The organism is Geodermatophilaceae bacterium NBWT11 (assembly GCA_014218215.1).
Lineage (GTDB): Bacteria > Actinomycetota > Actinomycetes > Mycobacteriales > Geodermatophilaceae > Klenkia.
The window spans coordinates 3,941,232-3,962,163 of the sequence record CP043652.1 but is presented as its reverse complement, the minus strand read 5'-3'; the positions used below and the strand labels follow the sequence as shown (position 1 = coordinate 3,962,163).

Genomic DNA, 20,932 nt, shown 5'->3' with positions numbered 1-20,932 from the left:
TCGGTCACGGCGCGCTCTCCTGGCCCAGCTCGGCGAGCACGTCGGCGACGACGTCCTCGACGGTGCGGCCGCCGGTGCGCACGTGCAGCGTGGAGACCTCGGTGTAGAGCGGGGCCCGGGTCTCCAGCATCTGGCGCAGCATCTGCCGCGGGTTGATGCCCAGGATCGGCCGGTCGCGGCTCAGGCCGACCCGCTGGGCGGCCGAGGGCAGGTCGACGTCCAGCCAGACCACGGTGACGCCCTCGGCGACGAGGTCGACCAGCAGCGCCCGGGTGTGCGCGCTGAGCACCGCGCCGCCCCCGAGGGCGAGGACCCCGGTGTGCTCGGCCAGCGCACGGGCGACCGCCCGCTCCTCCAGGGCGCGGAAGTGCGGCTCGCCCTGGGTGACGAACAGGTCGGCGATCGTCGTGCCGGCCTCGGCCTCGACGTCGTGGTCGGTGTCCCGGAACACCACGCCCAGCCGCTGGGCCAGCGCCGTCCCCACCGTGGTCTTGCCCGACGAGGGCGGCCCGACGAGGACCACCAACCCGGTGCCCGGTGTGCTCACCGCCAGGTCAGCGCGTCGAGGTAGCCGGTGACGTTGCGCCGGGTCTCGGCGACCGAGTCGCCGCCGAACTTCTCCAGCACGGCGTCGGCCAGCACCAGGGCCACCATCGCCTCCATCACGACCGAGCCGCGGGGCACCGCGCAGGCGTCGCTGCGCTGGTTGATCGCCACCGCGGCCTCGCCGCTGGCGGTGTCCACGGTGTCCAGCGCGCGGGGCACGGTGCTGATCGGCTTCATCGCGGCGCGGACCCGCAGCACCTCGCCGTTGGTCATCCCGCCCTCGATGCCCCCGGCGCGGTCGGTGCGGCGGCGGACGGCGCGGTCCCCGGTCAGCTCGATCTCGTCGTGGGCGACCGAGCCGCGGCGGCGCGCGGTCTCCAGGCCGTCCCCGACCTCGACGGCCTTGACCGACTGCACGCCCATCAGCGCACCGGCCAACCGGGAGTCCAGCCGACGGTCCCAGTGCACGTGGCTGCCCAGGCCCGGCGGCAGGCCGTGGACCACGACCTCGATGACGCCGCCGAGGGTGTCGCCGGTCTTCCGGGCGTCGTCGACCTCGGCGACCATCAGGCCCGAGGTGTCGGGGTCGGCGCAGCGCACCGGGTCGGCGTCGATCCGCTCGTTGTCGTCGGCGCCGGGCAGCACGCCGTCGGGGACGGTCACCGGGCCGATGCCCACCACGTGGCTGACCACGTGGACGCCGAGGGCCTGCTCCAGGAACGCGCGCGCCACGGTGCCCAGCGCCACCCGGGCGGCGGTCTCCCGGGCGCTGGCCCGCTCCAGCACCGGTCGGGCGTCGTCGAAGCCGTACTTCTGCATGCCGGCCAGGTCGGCGTGACCGGGGCGGGGCCGGGTGAGCGGGGCGTTGCGGGCCTGCCCGGCGAGCACCTCGGCGTCGACCGGGTCGGCGGCCATCACGGTCTGCCACTTGGGCCACTCGGTGTTGCCGACCTGGACGGCGATCGGGCCGCCCTGGGTGCGGCCGTGCCGGACGCCGCCGGTGAGGGTGACGGTGTCGGTCTCGAAGCTCATCCGGGCGCCGCGGCCGTGGCCGAGCCGGCGCCGGGCCAGCTGGTGGTCGAGGTCGGAGGTCTGCACCTCCACCCCCGCCGGGAGCCCCTCCAGGATGGCGGTGAGCTGCGGACCGTGCGACTCACCAGCGGTCAACCAGCGCAACATGGGGGTGAGTCTGCCAGCCGGGTACGACGGTCCTGACTACAGCGGCCCGGCCACCGCCCAGGCCGCTGCCGCGCCCACCAGCAGGGGCGGGCCGAACGGGATCGCGGTGCGCCAGCCGGCCCGTCGGGAGGCCAGCAGCACCAGGCTGACGACGGCGCCGACCAGCAGCCCGAGGAACACCCCGAGCACGAGGACGTCCCACCCCCGCCAGCCGAGCAGCAGGCCCAGCAGCCCGAGCAGCTTGACGTCGCCGAACCCCAGCCCGGACGGCGCTGCGAGCCGGGCCAGCGCCGCGACCCCGAACGCGATCCCGGCGGCCGCGGCGGCCCGGCCCAGGTCGGACCAGCCGCCCTCGACCGCGGCGTCCGCGACGAACGCGACCAGCAGCACGCCCACCGCGGGCCCGGTGACGACGTCGGGGAGCCGGTGCACGGCGAGGTCGACCCCGGCGAGCACGACCGCGGCCCCCGCCACCCACAGCACGCCGACCAGCGCCGGTCGGGTGCCGGTGGTGGCTGCCGCCCCGGCGAGCGCGGCAGCCGCGCCGACGGCGGTGACCACGACCCGGCGGCGGGAGACCGTCGGGCCGCGCCGGGCGAGCCGGACGGTGGCCCGGGCGAGCCGGGGACCCAGTGCGAGCCCCAGCAGGGCCGCCGCGGCCGCCAGCACCGGTCTAGCGGGCGAGGACCGCGTCGAGCGCGGTGCGCATGGCCTCGATCGGGGCGGGCCGGCCGGTGATGAGCTCCACCTGGACGGTGGCCTGCCAGAAGAGCACCTCGATACCGTGCACGGGGGTGCCACCGGCCGCCTGCACCGCCGAGGCCAACGGGGTCGGCCAGCCTGCGTAGAGCACGTCGAGCACGGTCTGGCCGGCCGTCCAGTGCAGCCCGGCGACCGTGGTCTGCCCGTCGACCGGGACGGTGCTGACCACCACCGGGGCGGCGACCTCGGGGGTGTCGGCGAACAGCCGGACCCGGCCGGTGACCTCCAGGGCGTCCAGCACGTGCAGCACCCCGGCCGCCCGCTCGGCATCGCGGACGACGACGTCCACGGTCTGGGCGCCCAGGCTGGCCAGCGCGACCGCGGCGGCTGCCGCGGTCCCGCCGCCGCCCAGCACCGCGGCGTGGTCCACCTGCTCGACGCCGGCCAGCTGCAGGGCCATGCCGACCCCGGTGACGTCGGTGTTCTCCGCCCGCCAGCCGGTGGGGGTGCGCACGAGGGTGTTGGCCGCCCCGAGCAGCCGGGGCAACGCGTCGGACTCGTCGGCGACCGCGGCGGCGGCCTGCTTGCACGGCATGGTGACCGAGAAGCCGCGCCACTCCTCGTCGAGCCCGGCCAGCAGCACCGGCAGCTCGTCAGCCCCCAGGTCGAGCGCCTCGTAGGTCCAGTCGGTCAGCCCGAGGGCGGCGTGGGCGGCCCGGTGCAGCACCGGGGACAGCGAGTGACCGATGGGGCGACCGAGGACGGCGGCCCGGTTCACCCGGCTCCGCAGCCGAGACCGGCGTCGGCACAGCGCTGCCGGGCGGCGTTGAAGTCGTCGATGTTGTTGGTGAAGAAGTGGTTGCCCTCCGCGTCCTCGAGGACGTAGAAGAGCAGGTCACCGGTGCTGGGGGCCAACGCGGCCTCCAGGCTCGGCGCGCCCGGGGAGCTGATCGGGGTCGGCGGCAGACCCAACCGGTTGCGGGTGTTGAACGGGTTGTCGCTCTGCAGGTCCGCGGTGGTCAGGTCGTTGCCGTTCTTGCCCAGTCCGTAGGCGGTGGTGGCGTCGATGCCCAGCGGGATGCCCTGCGCCAACCGGTTGTAGATGACCTGGGAGACGTCCACCCGCTCGGCGTCCTGCAGGGTCTCGGACTGGATCATCGAGGCGATCGTGAGCACCTCGTAGGGCGTGCGGCCGATCGCCGCGGCCCGGCTCTCGAAGTCGATCGAGGCCGTCTCCTCGGTGAACTGCGCGACCATCCGCTGCAGCATCTCCGTGGGCGTGGTCTCGGGCTCGAAGTCGTAGGTGGCCGGGTAGAGGAAGCCCTCGAGCTGCCCGGTCGACCAGCTCGGCAGGCCCAGGCTCGCGGTGTCGGCCGCAGCGGCCTGCAGGTCGGCGATCGGGGTGTCGGTGGACTCGCTGAGCCGGTCCAGCACCTGGGTGACCGTGAACCCCTCGGGGATGGTGACCCGGGAGAACAACCGGGTGTCCGGGGCCAGCAGCAGGTCGAGCGCCGCCTGGCCGCTCATCTGCAGCCGCATGCCGTAGACGCCGGGCTGGATGCCGGTGGACGCCGGGTTGGCCTGCGCGGCGTCGACGAAGGGGCCGGTGGAGGCGATCACGTCGGCCTCGACCAGCGTGCGGCCGATGGCGGTGAGCGAGTCGCCCGTGGCGACCCGGACCTGCACGTCGCCGGTGCCCTGGCCGGTGTAGTCCTCGGCGACCGGGTTGATCTTCGTGAACAGCCACTGGCCCCCGACGACGATGCCGCCGACGATCCCGGCCAGCACGAGCAGGGAGACCACGATGGTGATCGGCCGACGGGCACGGCGCTTGCGGGTCTTCCCGGCGCGGGCGCGGGCCTTCCGGCCCCGGCGGCCGCGCTCCTCCTCGGCGTCGGCGCCGATGACGTCCAAGCCACCGGTCTGGTCCCAGGCCGGGTGCGCGGGCGGCTCGTCGTGGTCTGCGTGGCCGTGATCGTCGGCGTGGTGGTCGGCGTGGTGGTCGTGGTGGACGACGGCCGCCGGCTCCGGGGCTGCTGAGGCCTCGTCCGTCAGGACCCGGCCGGTGTCGGCGTCGGGGTCCTCCACCGGGATCGGGTCGCGCTCCTGGTCGTACAGCTCGGGGCCGCGGCCACCGACGCCTCCGGTGTCGCTGCGCGAGGCGCCCAGGATCAGCGCGGGGAGGGACGACGGCGCCGGACGGGACGCCACCGACCGGGCGGCCGGCGGAGTGGCCCGGATGCCGCCGGCCGGGGGCGCGGGCAGCTCGGTGGTGGCCGGCGCGGACAGCGGGGTGCGCCGGGTGACCTGGTCGTCCTCGTCGTCGCGGAGGGCGGCGAGCTGCGCACGCTCCTCGGCGCGGCGGGCGGCCTCGGCCTCCTCGGCGGCCCGACGGCGCTCGGCCCGGGACTGACCGGCGACCGGGCCGGTGGCCTGCTCGTCGGTGATCGCGGCGAACTCGCCGGTGTGGTAGCTGGCGAGGAAGTCCGCGGCCGACGTGCCGCCCTCACCGGTGGTGTGGCGTCCGCGGCGACTCGGACGGTCGGTCGGGTCGCTCACGTGTGGCGCCGCCCGGCCGCGGCGCTGCCCGCAGCTCGTGCTCGGTCGAGGTGGCTCTGCAGGATGACCACGGCGGCCGCCTGGTCGATCACCGAGCGTTGCCGACGGGCGTCGATGCCGCCGGCACGCAGATGACTGGCTGCGGTCACGGTGGAGAGCCTTTCGTCGACGAGGCGCACCGGGACGTCCCCGATGCGCGCGGCCAGTGAACCAGCGTAGGCGCCGGCGTCTGCGGCAGAGGCCCCGGACGCACCGGACAGGTGCCTCGGGTCCCCCACGACCACCTCCACCACCTCGTGTTCCACCACGAGCGCGGCGATCCGGTCCAGGTCGGCCTCGTTCTTGGCCCGATGCAGGGTCTGCAACGGGCTGGCCAGGAACCCGGTGGCGTCCGACATCGCCACGCCCACCCGCACGGTGCCGACGTCGATGCCGAGCCGACGGCCGGGCAGGAAGCCCGCCGCCGACCCGGCGTCGTCGGGAGCCGTCACGCGGAGGCGGCGGCCGTGCCCACGGCCTGCTCGACAGCGGTCAGTGCGGCCGGCATGCCGGCGGGGTCGGTGCCGCCGCCCTGGGCCACGTCGGGCTTGCCGCCCCCGCGGCCCCCGACAGGACCCGCCGCGGCCTTGAGCAGGTCGCTGGCCGACACGCCGCGCTCCTGCGCCGCCGGGTTCACCGCCGCGACCAGGGCGACCTTGCCGTCGCTCTCCGAGGCCAGCACCACCGCCGCCGGCCGCTCGGCGCCCAGCCGCCCGCGGACGTCGAGCACGAGCGTGCGGAGGTCGCCCCCGGAGAGGCCGGCGGGCGACCCGGTGACGAGCTGGACGCCACCGACGTCGCGGGCGGTGCCGGCCAGGTCACCGGCCGCGGCCAGGGTCTGGGCACCGCGCAGGTCGGCGAGCTCCTTGTCGGCGTCCCGCTGCCGGGCGAGCATGCTGCCGACCCGGTCGAGGAGACCGTCCTGCGGTGTCTTGAGCAGGTCGGACAGCTGACGGACCAGGTCCCGCTCGCGGGCCAGGTAGCGGAAGCCCTCGATGCCGACGACGGCCTCGACGCGTCGGGAACCCGACCCGACCGAGCTCTCCCCGGTCAGAGCCAGGGGACCGATCTGGGCGCTGCCCCGCACGTGGGTGCCACCGCAGAGCTCGCGCGACCACTCGCCGCCGATCTCCACGACCCGGACCTGCTCGCCGTAGGTCTCGCCGAACAGGGCGAGCGCGCCGAACTCACGGGCCTCGGGCAGCGTCATCCACAGCGCGCGCACGGCCTGGTCCTCCCGGACCGCGGCGTTGGCGACCTCCTCGATGTCGCTGCGCTGCTGGGTGGACAGCGCGCCCTGCCAGGCGAAGTCCAGCCGCAGGTAGCCCGGCCGGTTGTAGGAACCCGCCTGCAGCGCCTGCGGGCCGAGCACCCGGCGCAGCGCGGCGTGCACCACGTGGGTGCCCGAGTGCGCCTGGCACGCCGAACGGCGCCACTCCAGGTCGACCTCGGCGGTGAGCTCGACGCCCTCGCGCAGCTCTCCTTCCAGCACCCGCACCTGGTGCACGACCAGGCCCTTGACGGGGCGCTGCACGTCGACGACCTCGGCCCGTCCGCCGTCCCAGACCAGGTGGCCGGCGTCGGCGACCTGGCCACCGGACTCGGCGTAGAAGGGCGTGCTGTCCAGCACGACGCGGGTCAGCTCACCGGGGCCGGCGACCGGGGTGTCCCCGACCAGGCCGAGCACCCGGGAGGTGGTGGTCAGGGTGTCGTAGGCCCGCCAGTCGGTGGGCCCGTGCAGACCGAGCAGCTCCTGGTACGCCGACACGTCGGCGCCCCCGCTGCGCTTGGCGCGGGCGTCGGCCCGGGCGCGGTCGCGCTGCTCGGTCATCAGCGCGCGGAAGCCGGACTCGTCGACGGTGACGCCCTGCTCGGCAGCCATCTCCAGGGTCAGGTCGATCGGGAAGCCGTAGGTGTCGTGCAGGCTGAACGCCTGCTGACCGGTGAGCTGGGTGGTGCCGGCCGACCGGGCCGACGCGACCGCGGTCTCCAGCAACGTGGTGCCCGAGACCAGGGTGCGGCGGAACGCCTCCTCCTCGGCGTAGGCCACCGAGGCGATGCGCTCGAAGTCGGTGGCCAGGTCGGGGTAGCTGGGGCTCATCGCGTCCCGGCTGACCGGCAGCAGGGTGGGCAGCACCGGCTCGTCGACCCCGAGCACCCGCATGGAGTAGACCGCGCGGCGCAGCAGGCGGCGCAGGATGTACCCGCGGCCCTCGTTGCCCGGGGTGATCCCGTCGCCGATGACCATCAGGCCGGACCGGACGTGGTCGGCGACCACGCGCAGCCGCACGTCGGTGTCGTGGTCGGCACCGTAGGTCACCCCCGCGAGCTCGGCGGCCCGGCGCAGCACCGGGGAGACCTCGTCGATCTCGTACATGTTGTCGACGCCCTGCAGGAGGAAGGCGACCCGCTCCAGGCCCATGCCGGTGTCGATGTTCTTCTTCGGCAGGTCGCCGAGGATCGGGAAGTCCTTGCCCTCGCCGTCGCCCCGCTCGTACTGCATGAAGACCAGGTTCCAGATCTCGACGAACCGGTCCCCGCCCTCGTCGACCAGCGGCCCGCCGTCGGGGCCGTGCTCGGGACCGCGGTCGAAGAAGATCTCCGAGCACGGCCCGGCCGGGCCGGCCGCGCCGGTGGACCAGTAGTTGCTCTCCTTGCCCAGCCGCTGGATCCGCTCGGCGGGCAGCCCGGTGAGCCGCGCCCAGGCCTCGGCCGCCTCGTCGTCGTCGAGGTAGACGGTCACCCAGAGCCGCTCGGGGTCGAAGCCGAGCCCGCCGTCGTCGACGGAGGAGGTGAGCAGCGCCCACGCCGCCTCGATGGCGCCTTCCTTGAAGTAGTCGCCGAAGGAGAAGTTGCCGTTCATCTGGAAGAACGTGCCGTGCCGGGTGGTCTTGCCGACCTCCTCGATGTCGAGGGTGCGCACGCACTTCTGCACGCTGGTCGCCCGCGGGTAGGGGGCGGGCTCCCGACCGGTCAGGTACGGGATGAAGGGCACCATCCCGGCCACGGTGAACAGCAGCGAGGGGTCCGGGGAGACCAGCGAGGCACTGGGGACGACGGTGTGCCCGCGCTTCTCGAAGTGCTCCAGGAAACGGCGGCGGATCTCGGCGGTCTTCATCTCTGCTTCATCTCGTGGGGGTGGCCCCGCGCGGAGGTGCGGGGCCGGGGGTGACCGGTGGGGTCAGTGGTCGGCGGAGTGCGCGCCGCGACGGGCGGCGATCGCGGCCTGACCACCGGCGGTGGCGTCCTCGCGGGTGGGGAGCGGGGCGTCCAGGCCGGTGCCCGAACGCAGCTCCTCCTCGCGGCCGGCGGCGGCGGCACGGACGTCGGCCCCGAAGTCGGCGATCGCGTCACCGAGGTCGCGCAGACCGTCGGCCAACTGGCCGACGACCGACTGCGGGGTGAGCTTCTCGGCGGCCTGGGACATCTTGCGGACGACGAGCACGCCGATCGTGATGCCCATGGTCAGCCAGAACAGCCGGCGCATCAGGCGGCCCGCCGACGGGCGCGACGCTCGTCCTTGGCCGAACGCTGGGCGGTGGCGGCGGCCTGGCCCTCGCGCTTCTTGGTGACCGCGCTGCGCACGCCGTAGCTGAACGCCGCGGCCTTGATCAGCGGGCTGCCCAGCGTCGCGGCGAACACGCTGGTCAGCGCAGCCACGTTGCTGGAGACGTTCGCGGCGTTGCCGGTGATGTCGTCGACCCGCTCGAGGTTGGCGTTCACGTGGGTCACCGTGGTGGAGGCCTGGCTCAGGATCGGCTGGCTCTGCTCACGGACCTGCCGGATGGTCAGCGTGGTCTCGTCCAGCGTGCGGCCCAGCTTCAGCACCGGGACGGCGAGCAGCAGCACCAGCACCACCAGCGCGCCGGCGGCGATGAGCCCGGCGATCTCTCCTGCGGACACGGGGTGGTCCCTCTCGTCGGTCGAACGCGTCACCCACCGGGGTGTCCGGCGGCTCGGGTCACCCTAACCGCGGGGTCGGACAGTCCGGCGGGAGTTCACCGGGTGCGCCGGACGATGGCCCGCAGCTTGGCCAGCCGGGCGCCGATCGCAGCCTCGGCGCCGCGGCCGGTGGGGCGGTAGTAGTCCCGCCCGACCAGCGCGTCGGGCGGGTACTGCTGGGCCAGCACGCCGTCGGGGTGGTCGTGCGGGTAGGCGTACGTGGCTCCGTGCCCGAGCTTCTTGGCACCGCTGTAGTGGGCGTCGCGCAGCCCGGGTGGCACCGGCCCGGCCAACCCGGCCCGGACGTCGCCGACGGACTCCCCGATCGCGGTGGTCAGCGCGTTGGACTTGGGCGCCGTCGCCAGGTGCACGGTGGCCTGGGCCAGGGCGAAGTGCCCCTCGGGCATCCCGATGAACGCCACCGCGTCGGCAGCGGCGACCGCGACGCCCAGTGCGGTGGGGTCGGCCATCCCGATGTCCTCGCTGGCGCTGATCACCAGCCGCCGGGCGATGAAGCGGGGGTCCTCCCCCGCCTCGACCATCCGGGCCAGGTAGTGCAGCGCCGCGTCGACGTCGGAGCCCCGGACGCTCTTGATCAGCGCGCTGGCCACGTCGTAGTGCTGATCGCCCTGCCGGTCGTACCGCACCGCTGCCTGCGCTACGGCGGTCTCCAGGGTGGCGAGGTCCAGCGTCGTCGTCCCCGCGGCCTTGGCGGCACCGGCGCCGGACTCCAGCGCGGTCAGCGCCTTGCGGGCGTCACCACCGGCGACCCGGAGCAGGTGCTCCTCGGCCTCCTCGGTGAGGGTGATCGCGCCGTCCAGCCCGCGGTCGGACGCGATCGCCCGGTGCAGCACCTCGCGGACGTCCTCGTCGGACAGCGACTGCAGCGCCAGCACCAGCGAGCGCGAGAGGAGCGGCGAGACGACGGAGAAGAACGGGTTCTCCGTGGTCGCGGCGATCAGGCTGACGATCCGGTCCTCCACCGCGGACAGCAGCGAGTCCTGCTGGGTCTTGGAGAAGCGGTGGACCTCGTCGATGAACAGCACGGTGCGCCGGTTGCCGTGGGTCAGCTCGCGCTTGGCCGTGGCGATGACCGCGCGCACCTCCTTGACCCCGGCGTCCAGCGCGGACAGCTGCACGAACGAGCGCTTCGTGGCCAGCGAGATGACGTGTGCCAGCGTGGTCTTGCCGGTGCCGGGCGGGCCGTAGAGCACCAGTGACATCGGCTCGTCGGCCTCGACCAGCCGACGCAACGGCGCCCGCGGACCCAGCAGGTGCTTCTGGCCGACCACCTCGTCGAGACCGCGCGGGCGCATCCGCACCGCCAGCGGCGCCCCGGGGTCGAACACCGGACGGGCGCCCTCCTCGGGTTCGGGGTCGAACAGCGTGCTCACGCTTGCGACGCTACCGCCGGGGGCAGACAGTCCCGACCGAGATCCACGACGAGAGGACCACCCCGTGCAGCACCGCACCATCGGCAACGACGTCGTCGGCAGGGTCGACGTGTCCGCGATCGGGCTCGGCGCCATGCCGCTCTCCGTCGGCGACCGACCCTCCCCCGACGCGGCCGACGCCGTCGTCCACGCCGCCCTGGACGCCGGGGTCACGCTGATCGACACCGCCGACGCCTACTGCCTGGACGCCTCCGAGGTGGGCCACAACGAGCGCACCGTCGCCCGCGCCGTCCGCTCCTGGGGCGGGTCGGCCGACGTCCTCATCGCCACCAAGGGCGGGCACACCCGGGAGGGCACCGAGTGGCTCCTCGACGGGTCGCCGGAGCACCTGCGCCGCGCCTGCGACGCCTCGCTGGAGGCCCTGGGCGTGGACGCGATCGGGCTGTACCAGTTCCACCGCCCCGATCCGGAGACCCCGTGGGCGGACTCGATGGGCGCCATGAAGGACCTGTACGACGCCGGCAAGATCCGGATGATCGGCATCTCCAACGCCGACGTCGCCCAGATCGACGAGGCGCGCGCCATCTGCGGCGACGCCCTGGTCAGCGTGCAGAACCAGTTCTCCCCCGGCTTCCGCTCCTCGGCCGGCGAGCTGGCGCACTGCGCGCAGGCCGGTCTGGCCTGGTTCCCCTGGAGCCCCTTCGGCGGCATGGGCGACGCCGGCTCACTGGCCTCTACGGCCGGCGAGTTCGCCGCGGTCGCCGAGGAGCTGGGCGTGTCGGTCTACCAGGTCACCCTGGCCTGGCACCTCGCCCAGGCCGACGTCGTCATCCCCATCCCCGGCGCCAGCAAGCCCAGGAGCATCCAGGACTCCGCCGGCGCCACCGAGGTCACCCTGTCGCCCGACCAGCTGAGCCGCCTGAACGCCGCCTGATCCGCCCAGAGTGCAGTTGCGGTCGCCGACGGCGGCGCGCCGTCGCGTGTCGGCGACCGCAACTGCACACCGGGAGTCGTCCACAGGGTGAGCGGGCGTCCACAGATCTCGGACGGCGGCCCCACGGAGGACGACTCCACCGCAGGCTGCCGCCCATGGCCGACGGCGAGCTCGCGCCCTCCTACACCTGGCAGGACGCCCAGCAGGCAGGACTGACCCGCGCCCAGCTGAGGGACGACGGGATCCGGGTCACCCGGGGCTCCTACGTCTCCCGGGCCCAGCCACTCACCCTGGATGCCGCGTGCCACGCCGTCGCCCGCGTCGTCCCCCGTCAGGCCGCCTTCTCCCACCTCACTGCTGCTGCGCTGTGGGGTGCCCCCGTCAGCACCTCCGGGCCCCTGCAGCTCGTCGTGCCCCGCGGGGTGGTCCGGCCCCGGCGGCGACGCCTGGTCGTCGCCGTCCGCACGCTGGACGTCGACGACGTGCGGCAGCACCGGGGTCTGCGTACGACCAGCCCCGCCCAGACCTGGCTGGACCTGTGCGCCGGGACCACACCGGGCGAGCTCGTGGCGGTCGGGGACGCGCTCCTGCGGGCCGGCCACCTCGACCCGGGCGGGCTGCAACGCCGTCTGGACCGGGCAGCAGGCGCGCCCGGCGTGGTCCTGGCCCGTCGGTTGGCCACGGTGCTCGACCCGGGCGCAGCATCACGCCCCGAGAGCCTGCTCCGGTGGGCCCTCCTCGACAGCCCGCTGCCCGCCCCGGAGGTGCAGGTGCCGGTGCTGGACCGGTGGGGGCGGGTCGTCGTCCACGGCGACCTGGGCTATCGGCGGTGGAAGGTGCTGGTCGAGTACGAGGGTCGGCAGCACGCCGAGCGGGACCAGTTCCGTCGCGACGTCGACCGGTACTCCCTCACGGCTGCCGACGGGTGGCTCGTGCTGAGGTTCGCCGACGTCCACCTGGCCCGTCCCGGTGTGGTCGTGGACCGGGTGGGCCGCGCGCTCCTCAGCCGCGGCGCCCGCTGGTGAGGGTCCGGAGTGCAGTTGCCGTCGGCGACACGCGGCGACCCGCCGAGGTGGGCGACAGCAACTGCACTCTGGGCGCGCAGGGGCGGTCAGGCGAGGACGGCGTCCAGGGCTGCCAGGAAGGCGGTGACCTTGGCCTGGGTGGCGTTGTGGCCCATGAGGCCGATGCGCCAGACGGTGGCGGCGAACTCGCCGACGCCGCCGCCGATCTCCAGGTCGTAGTCGTCGAGGAGCTGCTTGCGCACGGCGGCGGAGTCCACGCCCTCGGGCACCCAGACGGTGGTGAGCTCGGGGAGCCGGTGGCCCTCGGCGGCGAAGAGCGTCATGCCACGCGCCTCGAGCCCGCCCTGCAGCGCAGCGCCGGCGGCGGCGTGCCGGGCGTGCACCGCGTCCAGGCCCTCCTCCAGCACCCGCCCGAGGCCCGCGTGCAGCGACGCGACCATGCCGGTGGGCGCGGTGTGGTGGTAGGTGCGGCCACCGGAGCCACCGGCCTCGCCGGCGTAGCCGCCGAGCAGGCCGAGGTCGAGGTACCAGGACTGCGGGCGGGCGATCCGCCGCTCCCAGGCCCGGTCGTTGATCGTGAACGGGGCGAGCCCGGGGGCGACGCCGAGGCACTTCTGCGAACCGGAGTAGGCGATGTCGACGCCCCACTCGTCCAGCGCGACCGGGATGCCACCGAGGGAGGTCACGCAGTCGGCGACCAGCAGCGCGTCGCCCTTGCCGGCACCCAGCGCGGCCATGTCGGACTCGACCCCGGTGGAGGTCTCGGCGTGCACCGCGGCGATCACCTTGGGCGAGGGGTGCGCCGACAGCACCCGGTCGGCGTCCACCGGCTGGCCCCACTCGTGCTCGACGGCCACGACCTCGGCCCCGGTGCGCGAGGCCACCTCGACCATGCGCTTGCCGAACAACCCGTTCACCGCGACGACGGCGACGTCGCCGGGGCCCAGGGTGTTGACGAACGCGGCCTCCATGCCTGCCGAACCGGTCGCCGACAGCGGCAGGGTGCGCCGGTTCTCGGTGCCGAACACGGTGCGCAACCGGTCGGAGGTCTCGTCGAGGACCTGGAGGAACAACGGGTCGAGGTGACCCAGCAACGGCTGCCCGAGGGCGACCGTCGCCTCCGGGTAGGGGTTGCAGGGTCCGGGTCCGAGCAGGGTACGGGCGCGCAGCATGTGAGCCACGCTACCCAGCCCGATCAGGCCTCCGCGGGGGCGGGCGGCGGCGCCGTCCAGTCGATGCCGGCTTCCTTGCGCTGGGCGTCCGAGATCGGCGTGGGAGCGCCGGTCAGCGGGTCGTAGCCGGCCCCGGTCTTGGGGAAGGCGATGACCTCGCGGATGGAGTCGACCCCCGCCAGCAGCGCGGTGAGCCGGTCCCAGCCGAGCGCGGCGCCGGCGTGCGGCGGCGGGCCGTAGGCGAAGGCCTCCAGGAAGAACCCGAAGCGGTCCCGGGCCTCCTCGGTGGACATGCCCAGGGTCTCGAAGACACGTTCCTGCAGCGCGGCGTCGTGGATGCGGACAGAGCCGGACATGCACTCGTTGCCGTTGATCACCAGGTCGTAGGCGTCGGACAGTGCCGCGCCCTTGTCCTCGGCGAACCGCTCCCGCCACTCCGGGGTGGGTGAGGTGAAGGGGTGGTGCATGAAGGTCCACCCGCCGTCCTCGGTCTCCTCGAACATCGGGAAGTCCACGACGAACAGGAACGACCAAGAGCCGGGCTCGATCAGCTCGAGCCGCTTGGCGATCTCGTTGCGGGCCGCCCCCAGCAGCTCCTGCGACGTCCGGCGCGGGCCGGCGGCGAAGAAGACGCAGTCCCCGGGGGAAGCCCCCACGGCCTCGACCAGCCCGGCGCGCTCGGCGTCGGAGATGTTCTTGGTGACCGGCCCGCCCAGGGTGCCGTCCTCGGCGATGGTGACGTAGGCCAGGCCCTTGGCCCCGCGGGAGCGGGCCCAGTCCTGCCAGGCGTCGAAGGTGCGGCGCGGCTGCGAGCCACCGCCGGGCATGACGACGGCGCCCACGTAGGGCGACTGGAACACCCGGAACGGGGTGTCGGCGAAGAACGAGGTCAGCTCGGTGAGCTCGAGACCGAAGCGCAGGTCGGGCTTGTCCGACCCGAAGCGGTCCATCGCCTCGCGGTAGGTCATCCGTGGGATCTCGCCCACGTCGTGCGACGCGAGCTCCTTCCACAGCGCGGTGACCACGGACGACGCGACGTCCAGGACGTCGTCCCGGTCGACGAAGCTCATCTCGAAGTCCAGCTGGGTGAACTCCGGCTGCCGGTCGGCCCGGAAGTCCTCGTCCCGGAAGCAGCGGGCGATCTGGTAGTAGCGCTCCAGGCCACCGATCATCAGCAGCTGCTTGAACAGCTGCGGGGACTGCGGCAGGGCGTACCAGGAGCCCGGCTGCAGCCGCACCGGGACGACGAAGTCCCGGGCGCCCTCGGGGGTGGAGCGGGTCAGCGACGGGGTCTCCACCTCGGTGAAGCCCTGGGCGGCCATCACCCCGCGGGCCACCCGGTTGACCTCGCTGCGCAGCTTGAGCACCGACGCCGGGCCCTGCCGGCGCAGGTCGAGGTACCGGTAGGAGTACCGGACGTCGTCCCCGGCGGCCTGGGTGGTCTCGATCGGGAACGGCAGCGGCGCCGAGGACGAGAGCACCTCCAGCGTCGTGGCGACGACCTCGATCTCCCCCGACGGCAGGTCGGGGTTCTCGTTGCCGGCCGGGCGGGCCTGCACGGCTCCGGTGACGAGCACGCAGTACTCGTTGCGCAGGGCGTGCGCCTCCTCCTCCCGCACGACGACCTGGGCGTAGCCCGAGCCGTCGCGCAGGTCGAGGAAGACCACCCCGCCGTGGTCGCGGCGGCGCGCGATCCAGCCGGCCAGGGTGACGGTGGTGCCGGCGTCGGCGGCCCGGAGGGTGCCGGCGTCGTGGGTGCGCAACAAGGGAGTGCCTCTCAGAAGGGGTTCGGGGTCACCAGCGGTCGTGCACGTGGGCGCGGATGCGCTCGTCGTACACCCGCTCGCACGCGGCCAGCTGGTCTGCGGTGAGGGGGGCGAGGGTGGCCGCGGCGACGTTGCCGAGCACCTGCTCGACGTTGCGGGCGCCGGGGATGACGGCGGTGACGCCGGGCTGGTCGATCACCCAGCGCAGCGCGAACGCCGCGGTCGTGGTGCCCGCGGGCACGATCTCGGCGACCTCGCGGGCGGCGGCCAGGCCGACGTCGTAGGGCACCCCGGAGAAGGTCTCGCCGACGTCGAAGGCCTCGCCGTTGCGGTTGAAGTTGCGGTGGTCGTCGGCGGCGAACGTCGTCGACTCGTCGTACTTGCCGGTCAGCAGGCCCGAGGCGAGCGGCACCCGGGCCAGGATCCCGACCTGCGCGCGGACGGCTGCGGGCAGCAGCTCCTCGAGCGGCTTGCGCCGGAAGACGTTGAGGATCACCTGGATGGACTGCACGCCCTCGTGCTCCAGGGCGGTCAGGCCCTCCTGCACGGTCTCGACCGAGACGCCGTAGGCGGCGATGGAGCCGTCGGCGACGAACCCGTCGAGGGTGTCGTAGACGCGCTGGTCGGAGTAGACCGCCGGCGGCGGGCAGTGCAGCTGGACCAGGTCCAGGGTGTCCACGCCCAGGTTGCGGCGGGACCGGTCGACCCACGCCCGCAGGTTCTCCGGGGTGTAGGTGGCGGCCTCGAAGGGGTCGGCGCGGCGGCCGGCCTTGGTGGCCACGAAGGGCCGGTCCGAGCGGGTGGTGAGCGCCTGGCGGATCCGCTCCTCGGAGCGGCCGTCGCCGTAGACGTCGGCGGTGTCGAGCAGGGTGACGCCGGCGTCGAGGGCGGCGTCGAGGACCTCGGCGGCGGACTCCGAGGTCACGTCGCCCCAGTCGCCGCCGAGCTGCCACGTGCCCAGGCCGACCACGGAGACGTCGGCGCCGGTGCGGCCGAGCGGGCGCTGTTCGAGGGAGGAAGTCACGGCAGAACCGTCGCACGCACGCGCTCGACGAGCTCACCGAGGGGGACGGCGACCTGCTCCCCGGTGGCCATCGTCTTCAGCTGCCCGACCCCGGCGGCGAGGTCGCGGTCGCCGATGACGAGGACCTGCGCGGCCCCGGAGCGGTCGGCGGCCTTCATGGCGCCCTTGAGCCCACGGTCGCCGTAGACGGTGTCGGCGGAGACCCCGGCGGCGCGCAGCTGCCCCACCAGCCGGACGGCGAGGGACTTGGCCTCGGCCCCCAGCGGGACGACGAAGGCCTGCACCCCGGGCTCGACGGCGATGTCGAGCCCCTCGGCCTGGACGGCCAGGATCGTCCGGTCCACGCCGACCGCGTAGCCGATGCCGGAGACGTCCGGGCCGCCCAGTGCGGCCGAGAGCCCGTCGTAGCGCCCGCCGCCGCCGATGCCGGACTGCGAGCCCAGGCGGTGGTGGACGAACTCGAAGGTCGTCTTCGTGTAGTAGTCCAGCCCGCGCACCAGCCGGGGGGCCTCGACCCACGAGACGCCGAGGTCGGAGAGGTGCTGGCGGACGGCGTCGTAGTGCGCGCGGGTGGTGTCGGAGAGGTGGTCGACCATCAGCGGGGCGTCCACGAGCTGGGCCTGGACGTCGGGCCGCTTGTCGTCGAGCACCCGCAGCGGGTTGATCTGCGCCCGGCGCCGGGTGTCCTCGTCGAGGTCCAGCCGGGACAGGAAGTCCGTCAGCAGCTCGCGGTACTGCGGCCGGCAGGTGGCGTCGCCCAGCGAGGTGAGCTGCAGCTCGTAGTCGGTGAGCCCGAGGTCTCGGTAGCCCTGGTCGGCGAGCGCGACCATCTCGGCGTCCAGCGCGGGGTCGTCGACGCCCAGGGCCTCGACGTCGACCTGGGTGAAGTGCCGGTAGCGCCCGGCCTGGGGGCGCTCGTAGCGGAACGCCGAGCCGACGCTCCACAGCTTGACCGGCAGGGCGCCGGCGTAGAGCCGGTGCTCGATGAAGGCCCGCATCAGCCCGGCGGTGAGCTCGGGGCGCAGGGTCAGCGACCGGCCGCCCTTGTCGGTGAAGGAGTACATCTCCTTGCTCACGACGTCGGTGGACTCCCCCACCCCCCGGGCGAACACCGCGGTGTCCTCGAAGACCGGGGTCTCCACGTAGCCGTAGCCGGCCCGGCGCAGCGGTGCGGTCAGCGTCTCCCGGACGGCGAGGAACCGGGCGGAGTCCGGCGGCAGGACGTCGAAGGTGCCCTTGGGGGCGACCAGGGAGTCGCTCACAGCCCGCGGCCCTTCGGCGCGCCCGCGGCCTCGGCCAGGTAGGGGTTGGTGGCCCGCTCCCGGCCGATCGTGGTGGCCGGGCCGTGCCCGGGCAGCACCACCGTGGCGTCGTCCAGCGGCAGGACGACGTCGCGCAGCGAACCCAGCATCGACTCCCACGAGCCGCCGGGCAGGTCGACCCGGCCCACGGAGCCCGCGAAGAGGACGTCGCCCGCGATCAGGCCGGGCGACTCGTCGAGGTCGAGGCTGAAGACCACCGAGCCGCGGGTGTGCCCGGGGGCGTGCCGCACGGTGAGGTCGACACCGGCCAGGGACAGCAGTGCCCCGTCCTCCAGCGCGCGGACCTCGGCGGGATCGGGCAGCGCCACGCCCTGCGCCAGCGGGGCCAGCGCGGGGCCGTGCCAGGCCACCGGGTCGCTGATCATCCCGAGGTCCTCGGGGTGCAGCCAGGCGGGGATGTCGTAGCCCTCGCAGACCGGGAGCACGGAGAACGTGTGGTCCAGGTGGCCGTGGGTGAGCACGACCGCGACGGGCTTGAGGCCCTCGTCGGAGAGCAGCTGGGCCAGCGGCTCCACGGCGTCCATGCCGGGGTCGACGACGACGCACTCCGAGCGGGGTCCGGCGGCGATCGCGTAGCAGTTGGTGCCGAACGCGCCGGCGGGGAAGGAGCGGATGAGCACCGGGCCAGGTTACGCGGGGCCGGGACGCTCCCGGTCTGCCTGCAGGGGACGCCCAGCACCGACACCTAGACTCCCCCTTCGACCAGCGGGGCCGGTGCGTGTGTGCTGTCCCCGAGCAGCCGCACCGAGGAGCCCCCAGACCCGTGCCCAGCAACAAGCAGCGCCGCCAGGCCGCCCAGCGTCACCTGCAGCGCCAACTGGAACGGCGGGCCGAGCAGGCCAAGAAGCGGCGGCGCAACCTGCTGCTCCTGGTGACCGTGGTGGCCGTGCTGGTGGTCGCCGGTGCGGCGTTCCTGGTCACCGGCCTCGGCGGGGACGACGACACGACGACCGCGAGCGGCACCGACGCGGCCGCGTCGACCTCGGCCGCTGCGGCGCCGACCCCGGGTCCCGGTGCCGAGCGGGCCGGGCAGACCACCACCGCCGGGCCCTGCACCTACACCTACGACGCCCAGGGCAGCTCGGGCGTGGCCAACGACGCCCCCAGCGGTGACACCGCCACCGAGGGCACCGTCGCCGAGACCGTGACCACCAGCGCCGGCGCGATCGGGCTGACCCTGGACCAGGCCGCCCCGGCCACCTGCGCCACGGCGAGCTTCGTGTCCCTGGCCTCGCAGGGCTACTTCGACGGCACCCCCTGCCACCGATTGACCACCGGCGAGGGCCTGCAGGTGCTCCAGTGCGGCGACCCCAGCGGCACCGGCGGCGGAGGCCCCGGCTACGCGTTCCCGACCTCGACCGCCGGCAGCGAGACCTACGCCCGCGGCACCCTGGCCATGGCCAACGCCGGGCAGGGCACCGACGGCAGCCAGTTCTTCCTGGTCTACGGCGACAGCCAGCTGCCCGCCGACTACACCGTCTTCGGCACCATCGACGAGGCCGGTCTGGCCGTGCTGGACGGCATCGCCGCCGGTGGCGTGGCCGACGGCTCCTCCGACGGCGCACCGGCCAGCCCGGTGACGATCGAGTCGGTCACCCCGGCCGCGTGAGGTCCGCTCCGGCCGGGCTGGCCCTCGCGGGGCTGCTGCTGACCGGCTGCACCTCGACCGTCGGGGGCTCGGCGTCCCCGGGGGTCGAGGTGACCCTGGCCGACACCGAGGTGGCGGCCTACCCGCCCGGGCAGCTGCACACCGACGAGGACGTCGACTACCCCGAGACCCCGCCGGTCGGTGGTGAGCACGACCCGCAGTGGGCCGACTGCACCGGGTCGGTGTACGACGTGGAGCTGCGTCGGGAGAACGCGGTGCACTCCCTGGAGCACGGCGCGGTGTGGGTGACCTACGACCCGGCCGAGGTCGACGCGGACGGGGTGGCGACCCTGGCCGCGCTGGTCGAGGGCACGTCCGGGATGTTCCTGTCGCCCTACCCGGGGCAGGGGTCGCCGGTGTCGGCGCAGGCGTGGAACCACCAGCTGCGTGCCGACGACCCGGCCGACCCGCGGATCGAGGCCTTCGCGACGCTGCTGGTGTCCAACCCCGACACCACCCCGGAGCTCGGCGCGACCTGCGAGAACCCGGCCTTCCTGGCCGCCCCGCTCACCCCCTGAGCGCGCGGGCGGTCACCAGGCCGATCCCGCGTTCCAGCGGACCGCGGCCGAGGGTCTGCGACCACACGGTGCACACCACCAGCGCGGTGCCGGCGAAGAGCACCCAGTGCCCCACCCCGCCGTCGGCGGTGCTGAACACGCTGTCGCCGAGCAGGGCGATGCCGGCCAGCTGCAGGCAGTAGGCGCTCAGCGGCATCGAGCCCACGGCGGCCAGCGGCAACAGCACCAGGCGCAGCCGGTCGGCGATCAGCAGGCACACCCCGAGGACGGCGAGGGCGAACCCCCCGGAGGCGACCACCTCGGCCGGGGTGCCGCTGTGCGGTGCGGTGGACAGCAGCTGCCCGACCGGCGGCACCAGGTCCTGCCAGCGCGGCAGCTCGCCCAGCGCCGTCTCGGGGAACGTCTCGGCCTGCTCCCCCACCCCGAGCAACGGCCCGGCGGCGTAGCCGACGACCGCCCCCACGAGCCCGACGACGACGAGCCCGACCCGCACCCGGACCGCGGTGAGGTCGAGTCGGCCGACCCCCAGACCGACGACGAGGAACGCGACCCAGATCGCGACCGGGTACTGCCCGAGCAGCACGAGTCCGCCGAGCACTCCCCCGCCCCCGGTCTCGACGCTCACCCAGGGCACCAGCAGACGGTGCACCAGCGGGTTGAGCACCACCACCAGCCCGCCGGCCAGCAGGAACAGCGACCGGGGCCGCCAGCGCAGCAGCGGGACCGCCAGCACGAACAGCACCGCGTAGTACTCGAGGATCACCCCCACCGGCGTGATCAGCAGCTGCACCGCGGACCCGGCGGCGAACACCAGCACGGCCCGGACCAGCAACACCAGCCGCGCCCGCACCAGGGCGTCCCCCGAGGGCGGCGACGTCCGCCCGGTCAGCAGCGCGACCGACACCCCCGCCAGCGTCGCGAACAGGATCGACGACCGGCCGTCCACCAGCCCGTCCCAGGAAGACGGGTCCGACCACACGAGGTCGTCGGTGGTCAGCAGGTGCGCCCCGAACATCCCGAGCACGGCCAGCCCGCGGGCCACGTCCACCCCCACCAGGCGGGAGCGAGCAGCCACCGGCGGTTGGTGGGTCGTGGACTGGACCGTGGTCGTCACTCCCGAAGGGTATGGGAGCCGACCACCCGTGCAGGGTCCTGAGGAGTG

The 20,932-nt window shown here is 74.4% G+C and carries 20 protein-coding genes; 4 read left to right on the top strand and 16 right to left on the bottom strand.

The features are described 5' to 3' along the window. Nucleotides 1-4: 4 nt before the first annotated feature. From F1C76_19250 to F1C76_19205, 10 genes are all read right to left on the bottom strand, one after another. A complete protein-coding gene (locus F1C76_19250; protein QNG39382.1) occupies nucleotides 5-553 on the bottom strand; it encodes a shikimate kinase in 549 nt (182 codons plus the stop codon). Beyond that, a complete protein-coding gene (gene aroC, locus F1C76_19245) occupies nucleotides 544-1,725 on the bottom strand; it encodes a chorismate synthase (protein ID QNG38415.1) in 1,182 nt (393 codons plus the stop codon). Before aroC ends, F1C76_19250 begins: the two co-directional genes overlap by 10 nt. A 36-nt stretch (nucleotides 1,726-1,761) precedes the next feature. Continuing rightward, entirely contained in the window at nucleotides 1,762-2,394 is a 633-nt protein-coding gene (locus F1C76_19240; GenBank protein ID QNG38414.1) for a prepilin peptidase, read from the bottom strand. Between the two features lie 4 nt (nucleotides 2,395-2,398). Continuing rightward, nucleotides 2,399-3,205, bottom strand: a complete 807-nt coding sequence (locus tag F1C76_19235) for a shikimate dehydrogenase (protein ID QNG38413.1) — start codon at nucleotides 3,203-3,205, stop codon at nucleotides 2,399-2,401. Continuing rightward, the gene (gene mltG, locus F1C76_19230) at nucleotides 3,202-4,986 is read right to left on the bottom strand and encodes an endolytic transglycosylase MltG (GenBank protein ID QNG38412.1); all 1,785 of its coding nucleotides are present in this window, start codon (nucleotides 4,984-4,986) and stop codon (nucleotides 3,202-3,204) included. Before mltG ends, F1C76_19235 begins: the two co-directional genes overlap by 4 nt. Further along, nucleotides 4,983-5,477 (bottom strand): Holliday junction resolvase RuvX, encoded by a 495-nt coding sequence (ruvX, locus tag F1C76_19225; GenBank protein ID QNG38411.1) that lies wholly within the window; start codon nucleotides 5,475-5,477, stop codon nucleotides 4,983-4,985. Before ruvX ends, mltG begins: the two co-directional genes overlap by 4 nt. Further along, nucleotides 5,474-8,143, bottom strand: a complete 2,670-nt coding sequence (gene alaS / locus F1C76_19220; GenBank protein QNG38410.1) for an alanine--tRNA ligase — start codon at nucleotides 8,141-8,143, stop codon at nucleotides 5,474-5,476. The genes ruvX and alaS overlap by 4 nt, the downstream gene beginning before the upstream one ends. Nucleotides 8,144-8,206: 63 nt before the next feature. Next, nucleotides 8,207-8,512 carry a hypothetical protein gene (locus tag F1C76_19215; GenBank protein ID QNG38409.1) on the bottom strand — a complete coding sequence of 102 codons (306 nt, stop codon included), beginning with the start codon at nucleotides 8,510-8,512 and terminating at the stop codon, nucleotides 8,207-8,209. Continuing rightward, entirely contained in the window at nucleotides 8,512-8,928 is a 417-nt protein-coding gene (locus F1C76_19210) for a DUF948 domain-containing protein (protein QNG38408.1), read from the bottom strand. The genes F1C76_19215 and F1C76_19210 overlap by 1 nt, the downstream gene beginning before the upstream one ends. Before the next feature lie 95 nt (nucleotides 8,929-9,023). Then, nucleotides 9,024-10,442, bottom strand: a complete 1,419-nt coding sequence (locus tag F1C76_19205) for a replication-associated recombination protein A (GenBank protein QNG39380.1) — start codon at nucleotides 10,440-10,442, stop codon at nucleotides 9,024-9,026. A gap of 52 nt (nucleotides 10,443-10,494) precedes the next feature. Between F1C76_19205 and F1C76_19200 the strand changes: the two genes are divergently transcribed. Beyond that, nucleotides 10,495-11,295 (top strand): aldo/keto reductase, encoded by an 801-nt coding sequence (locus tag F1C76_19200; protein QNG39381.1) that lies wholly within the window; start codon nucleotides 10,495-10,497, stop codon nucleotides 11,293-11,295. Nucleotides 11,296-11,450: 155 nt separating this feature from the next. Continuing rightward, the gene (locus F1C76_19195; protein QNG38407.1) at nucleotides 11,451-12,320 is read left to right on the top strand and encodes a DUF559 domain-containing protein; all 870 of its coding nucleotides are present in this window, start codon (nucleotides 11,451-11,453) and stop codon (nucleotides 12,318-12,320) included. Between the two features lie 86 nt (nucleotides 12,321-12,406). On the opposite strand, the gene F1C76_19190 is transcribed toward F1C76_19195, so the two are convergent. The 5 genes from F1C76_19190 to F1C76_19170 are packed head-to-tail and all read right to left on the bottom strand — an operon-like array spanning nucleotide 12,407 to nucleotide 18,224. Then, the gene (locus tag F1C76_19190; protein QNG38406.1) at nucleotides 12,407-13,492 is read right to left on the bottom strand and encodes an alanine--glyoxylate aminotransferase family protein; all 1,086 of its coding nucleotides are present in this window, start codon (nucleotides 13,490-13,492) and stop codon (nucleotides 12,407-12,409) included. Between the two features lie 23 nt (nucleotides 13,493-13,515). Then, complete coding sequence (aspS, locus tag F1C76_19185; GenBank protein QNG38405.1) at nucleotides 13,516-15,258, bottom strand: aspartate--tRNA ligase; 1,743 nt, start codon at nucleotides 15,256-15,258, stop codon at nucleotides 13,516-13,518. 28 nt (nucleotides 15,259-15,286) lie between these two features. Next, nucleotides 15,287-16,282 carry an aldo/keto reductase gene (locus F1C76_19180; protein ID QNG38404.1) on the bottom strand — a complete coding sequence of 332 codons (996 nt, stop codon included), beginning with the start codon at nucleotides 16,280-16,282 and terminating at the stop codon, nucleotides 15,287-15,289. Continuing rightward, on the bottom strand, nucleotides 16,279-17,544 hold the full coding sequence (locus F1C76_19175; GenBank protein ID QNG38403.1) for a histidine--tRNA ligase: 1,266 nt from the start codon (nucleotides 17,542-17,544) through the stop codon (nucleotides 16,279-16,281). Before F1C76_19175 ends, F1C76_19180 begins: the two co-directional genes overlap by 4 nt. Then, a complete protein-coding gene (locus F1C76_19170) occupies nucleotides 17,541-18,224 on the bottom strand; it encodes an MBL fold metallo-hydrolase (protein QNG38402.1) in 684 nt (227 codons plus the stop codon). The genes F1C76_19175 and F1C76_19170 overlap by 4 nt, the downstream gene beginning before the upstream one ends. Before the next feature lie 143 nt (nucleotides 18,225-18,367). On the opposite strand from F1C76_19170, the gene F1C76_19165 reads away from it, so the two are divergent. Together F1C76_19165 and F1C76_19160 are read left to right on the top strand one after the other, a co-directional pair. Next, nucleotides 18,368-19,213, top strand: a complete 846-nt coding sequence (locus F1C76_19165; GenBank protein ID QNG38401.1) for a peptidylprolyl isomerase — start codon at nucleotides 18,368-18,370, stop codon at nucleotides 19,211-19,213. Continuing rightward, on the top strand, nucleotides 19,210-19,770 hold the full coding sequence (locus tag F1C76_19160; GenBank protein QNG38400.1) for a DUF3105 domain-containing protein: 561 nt from the start codon (nucleotides 19,210-19,212) through the stop codon (nucleotides 19,768-19,770). The genes F1C76_19165 and F1C76_19160 overlap by 4 nt, the downstream gene beginning before the upstream one ends. Here the strand turns inward: F1C76_19160 and F1C76_19155 are convergent. After that, the gene (locus F1C76_19155) at nucleotides 19,760-20,785 is read right to left on the bottom strand and encodes a hypothetical protein (GenBank protein ID QNG39379.1); all 1,026 of its coding nucleotides are present in this window, start codon (nucleotides 20,783-20,785) and stop codon (nucleotides 19,760-19,762) included. The genes F1C76_19160 and F1C76_19155 overlap by 11 nt on opposite strands. Between the last annotated feature and the right edge of the window lie 147 nt (nucleotides 20,786-20,932).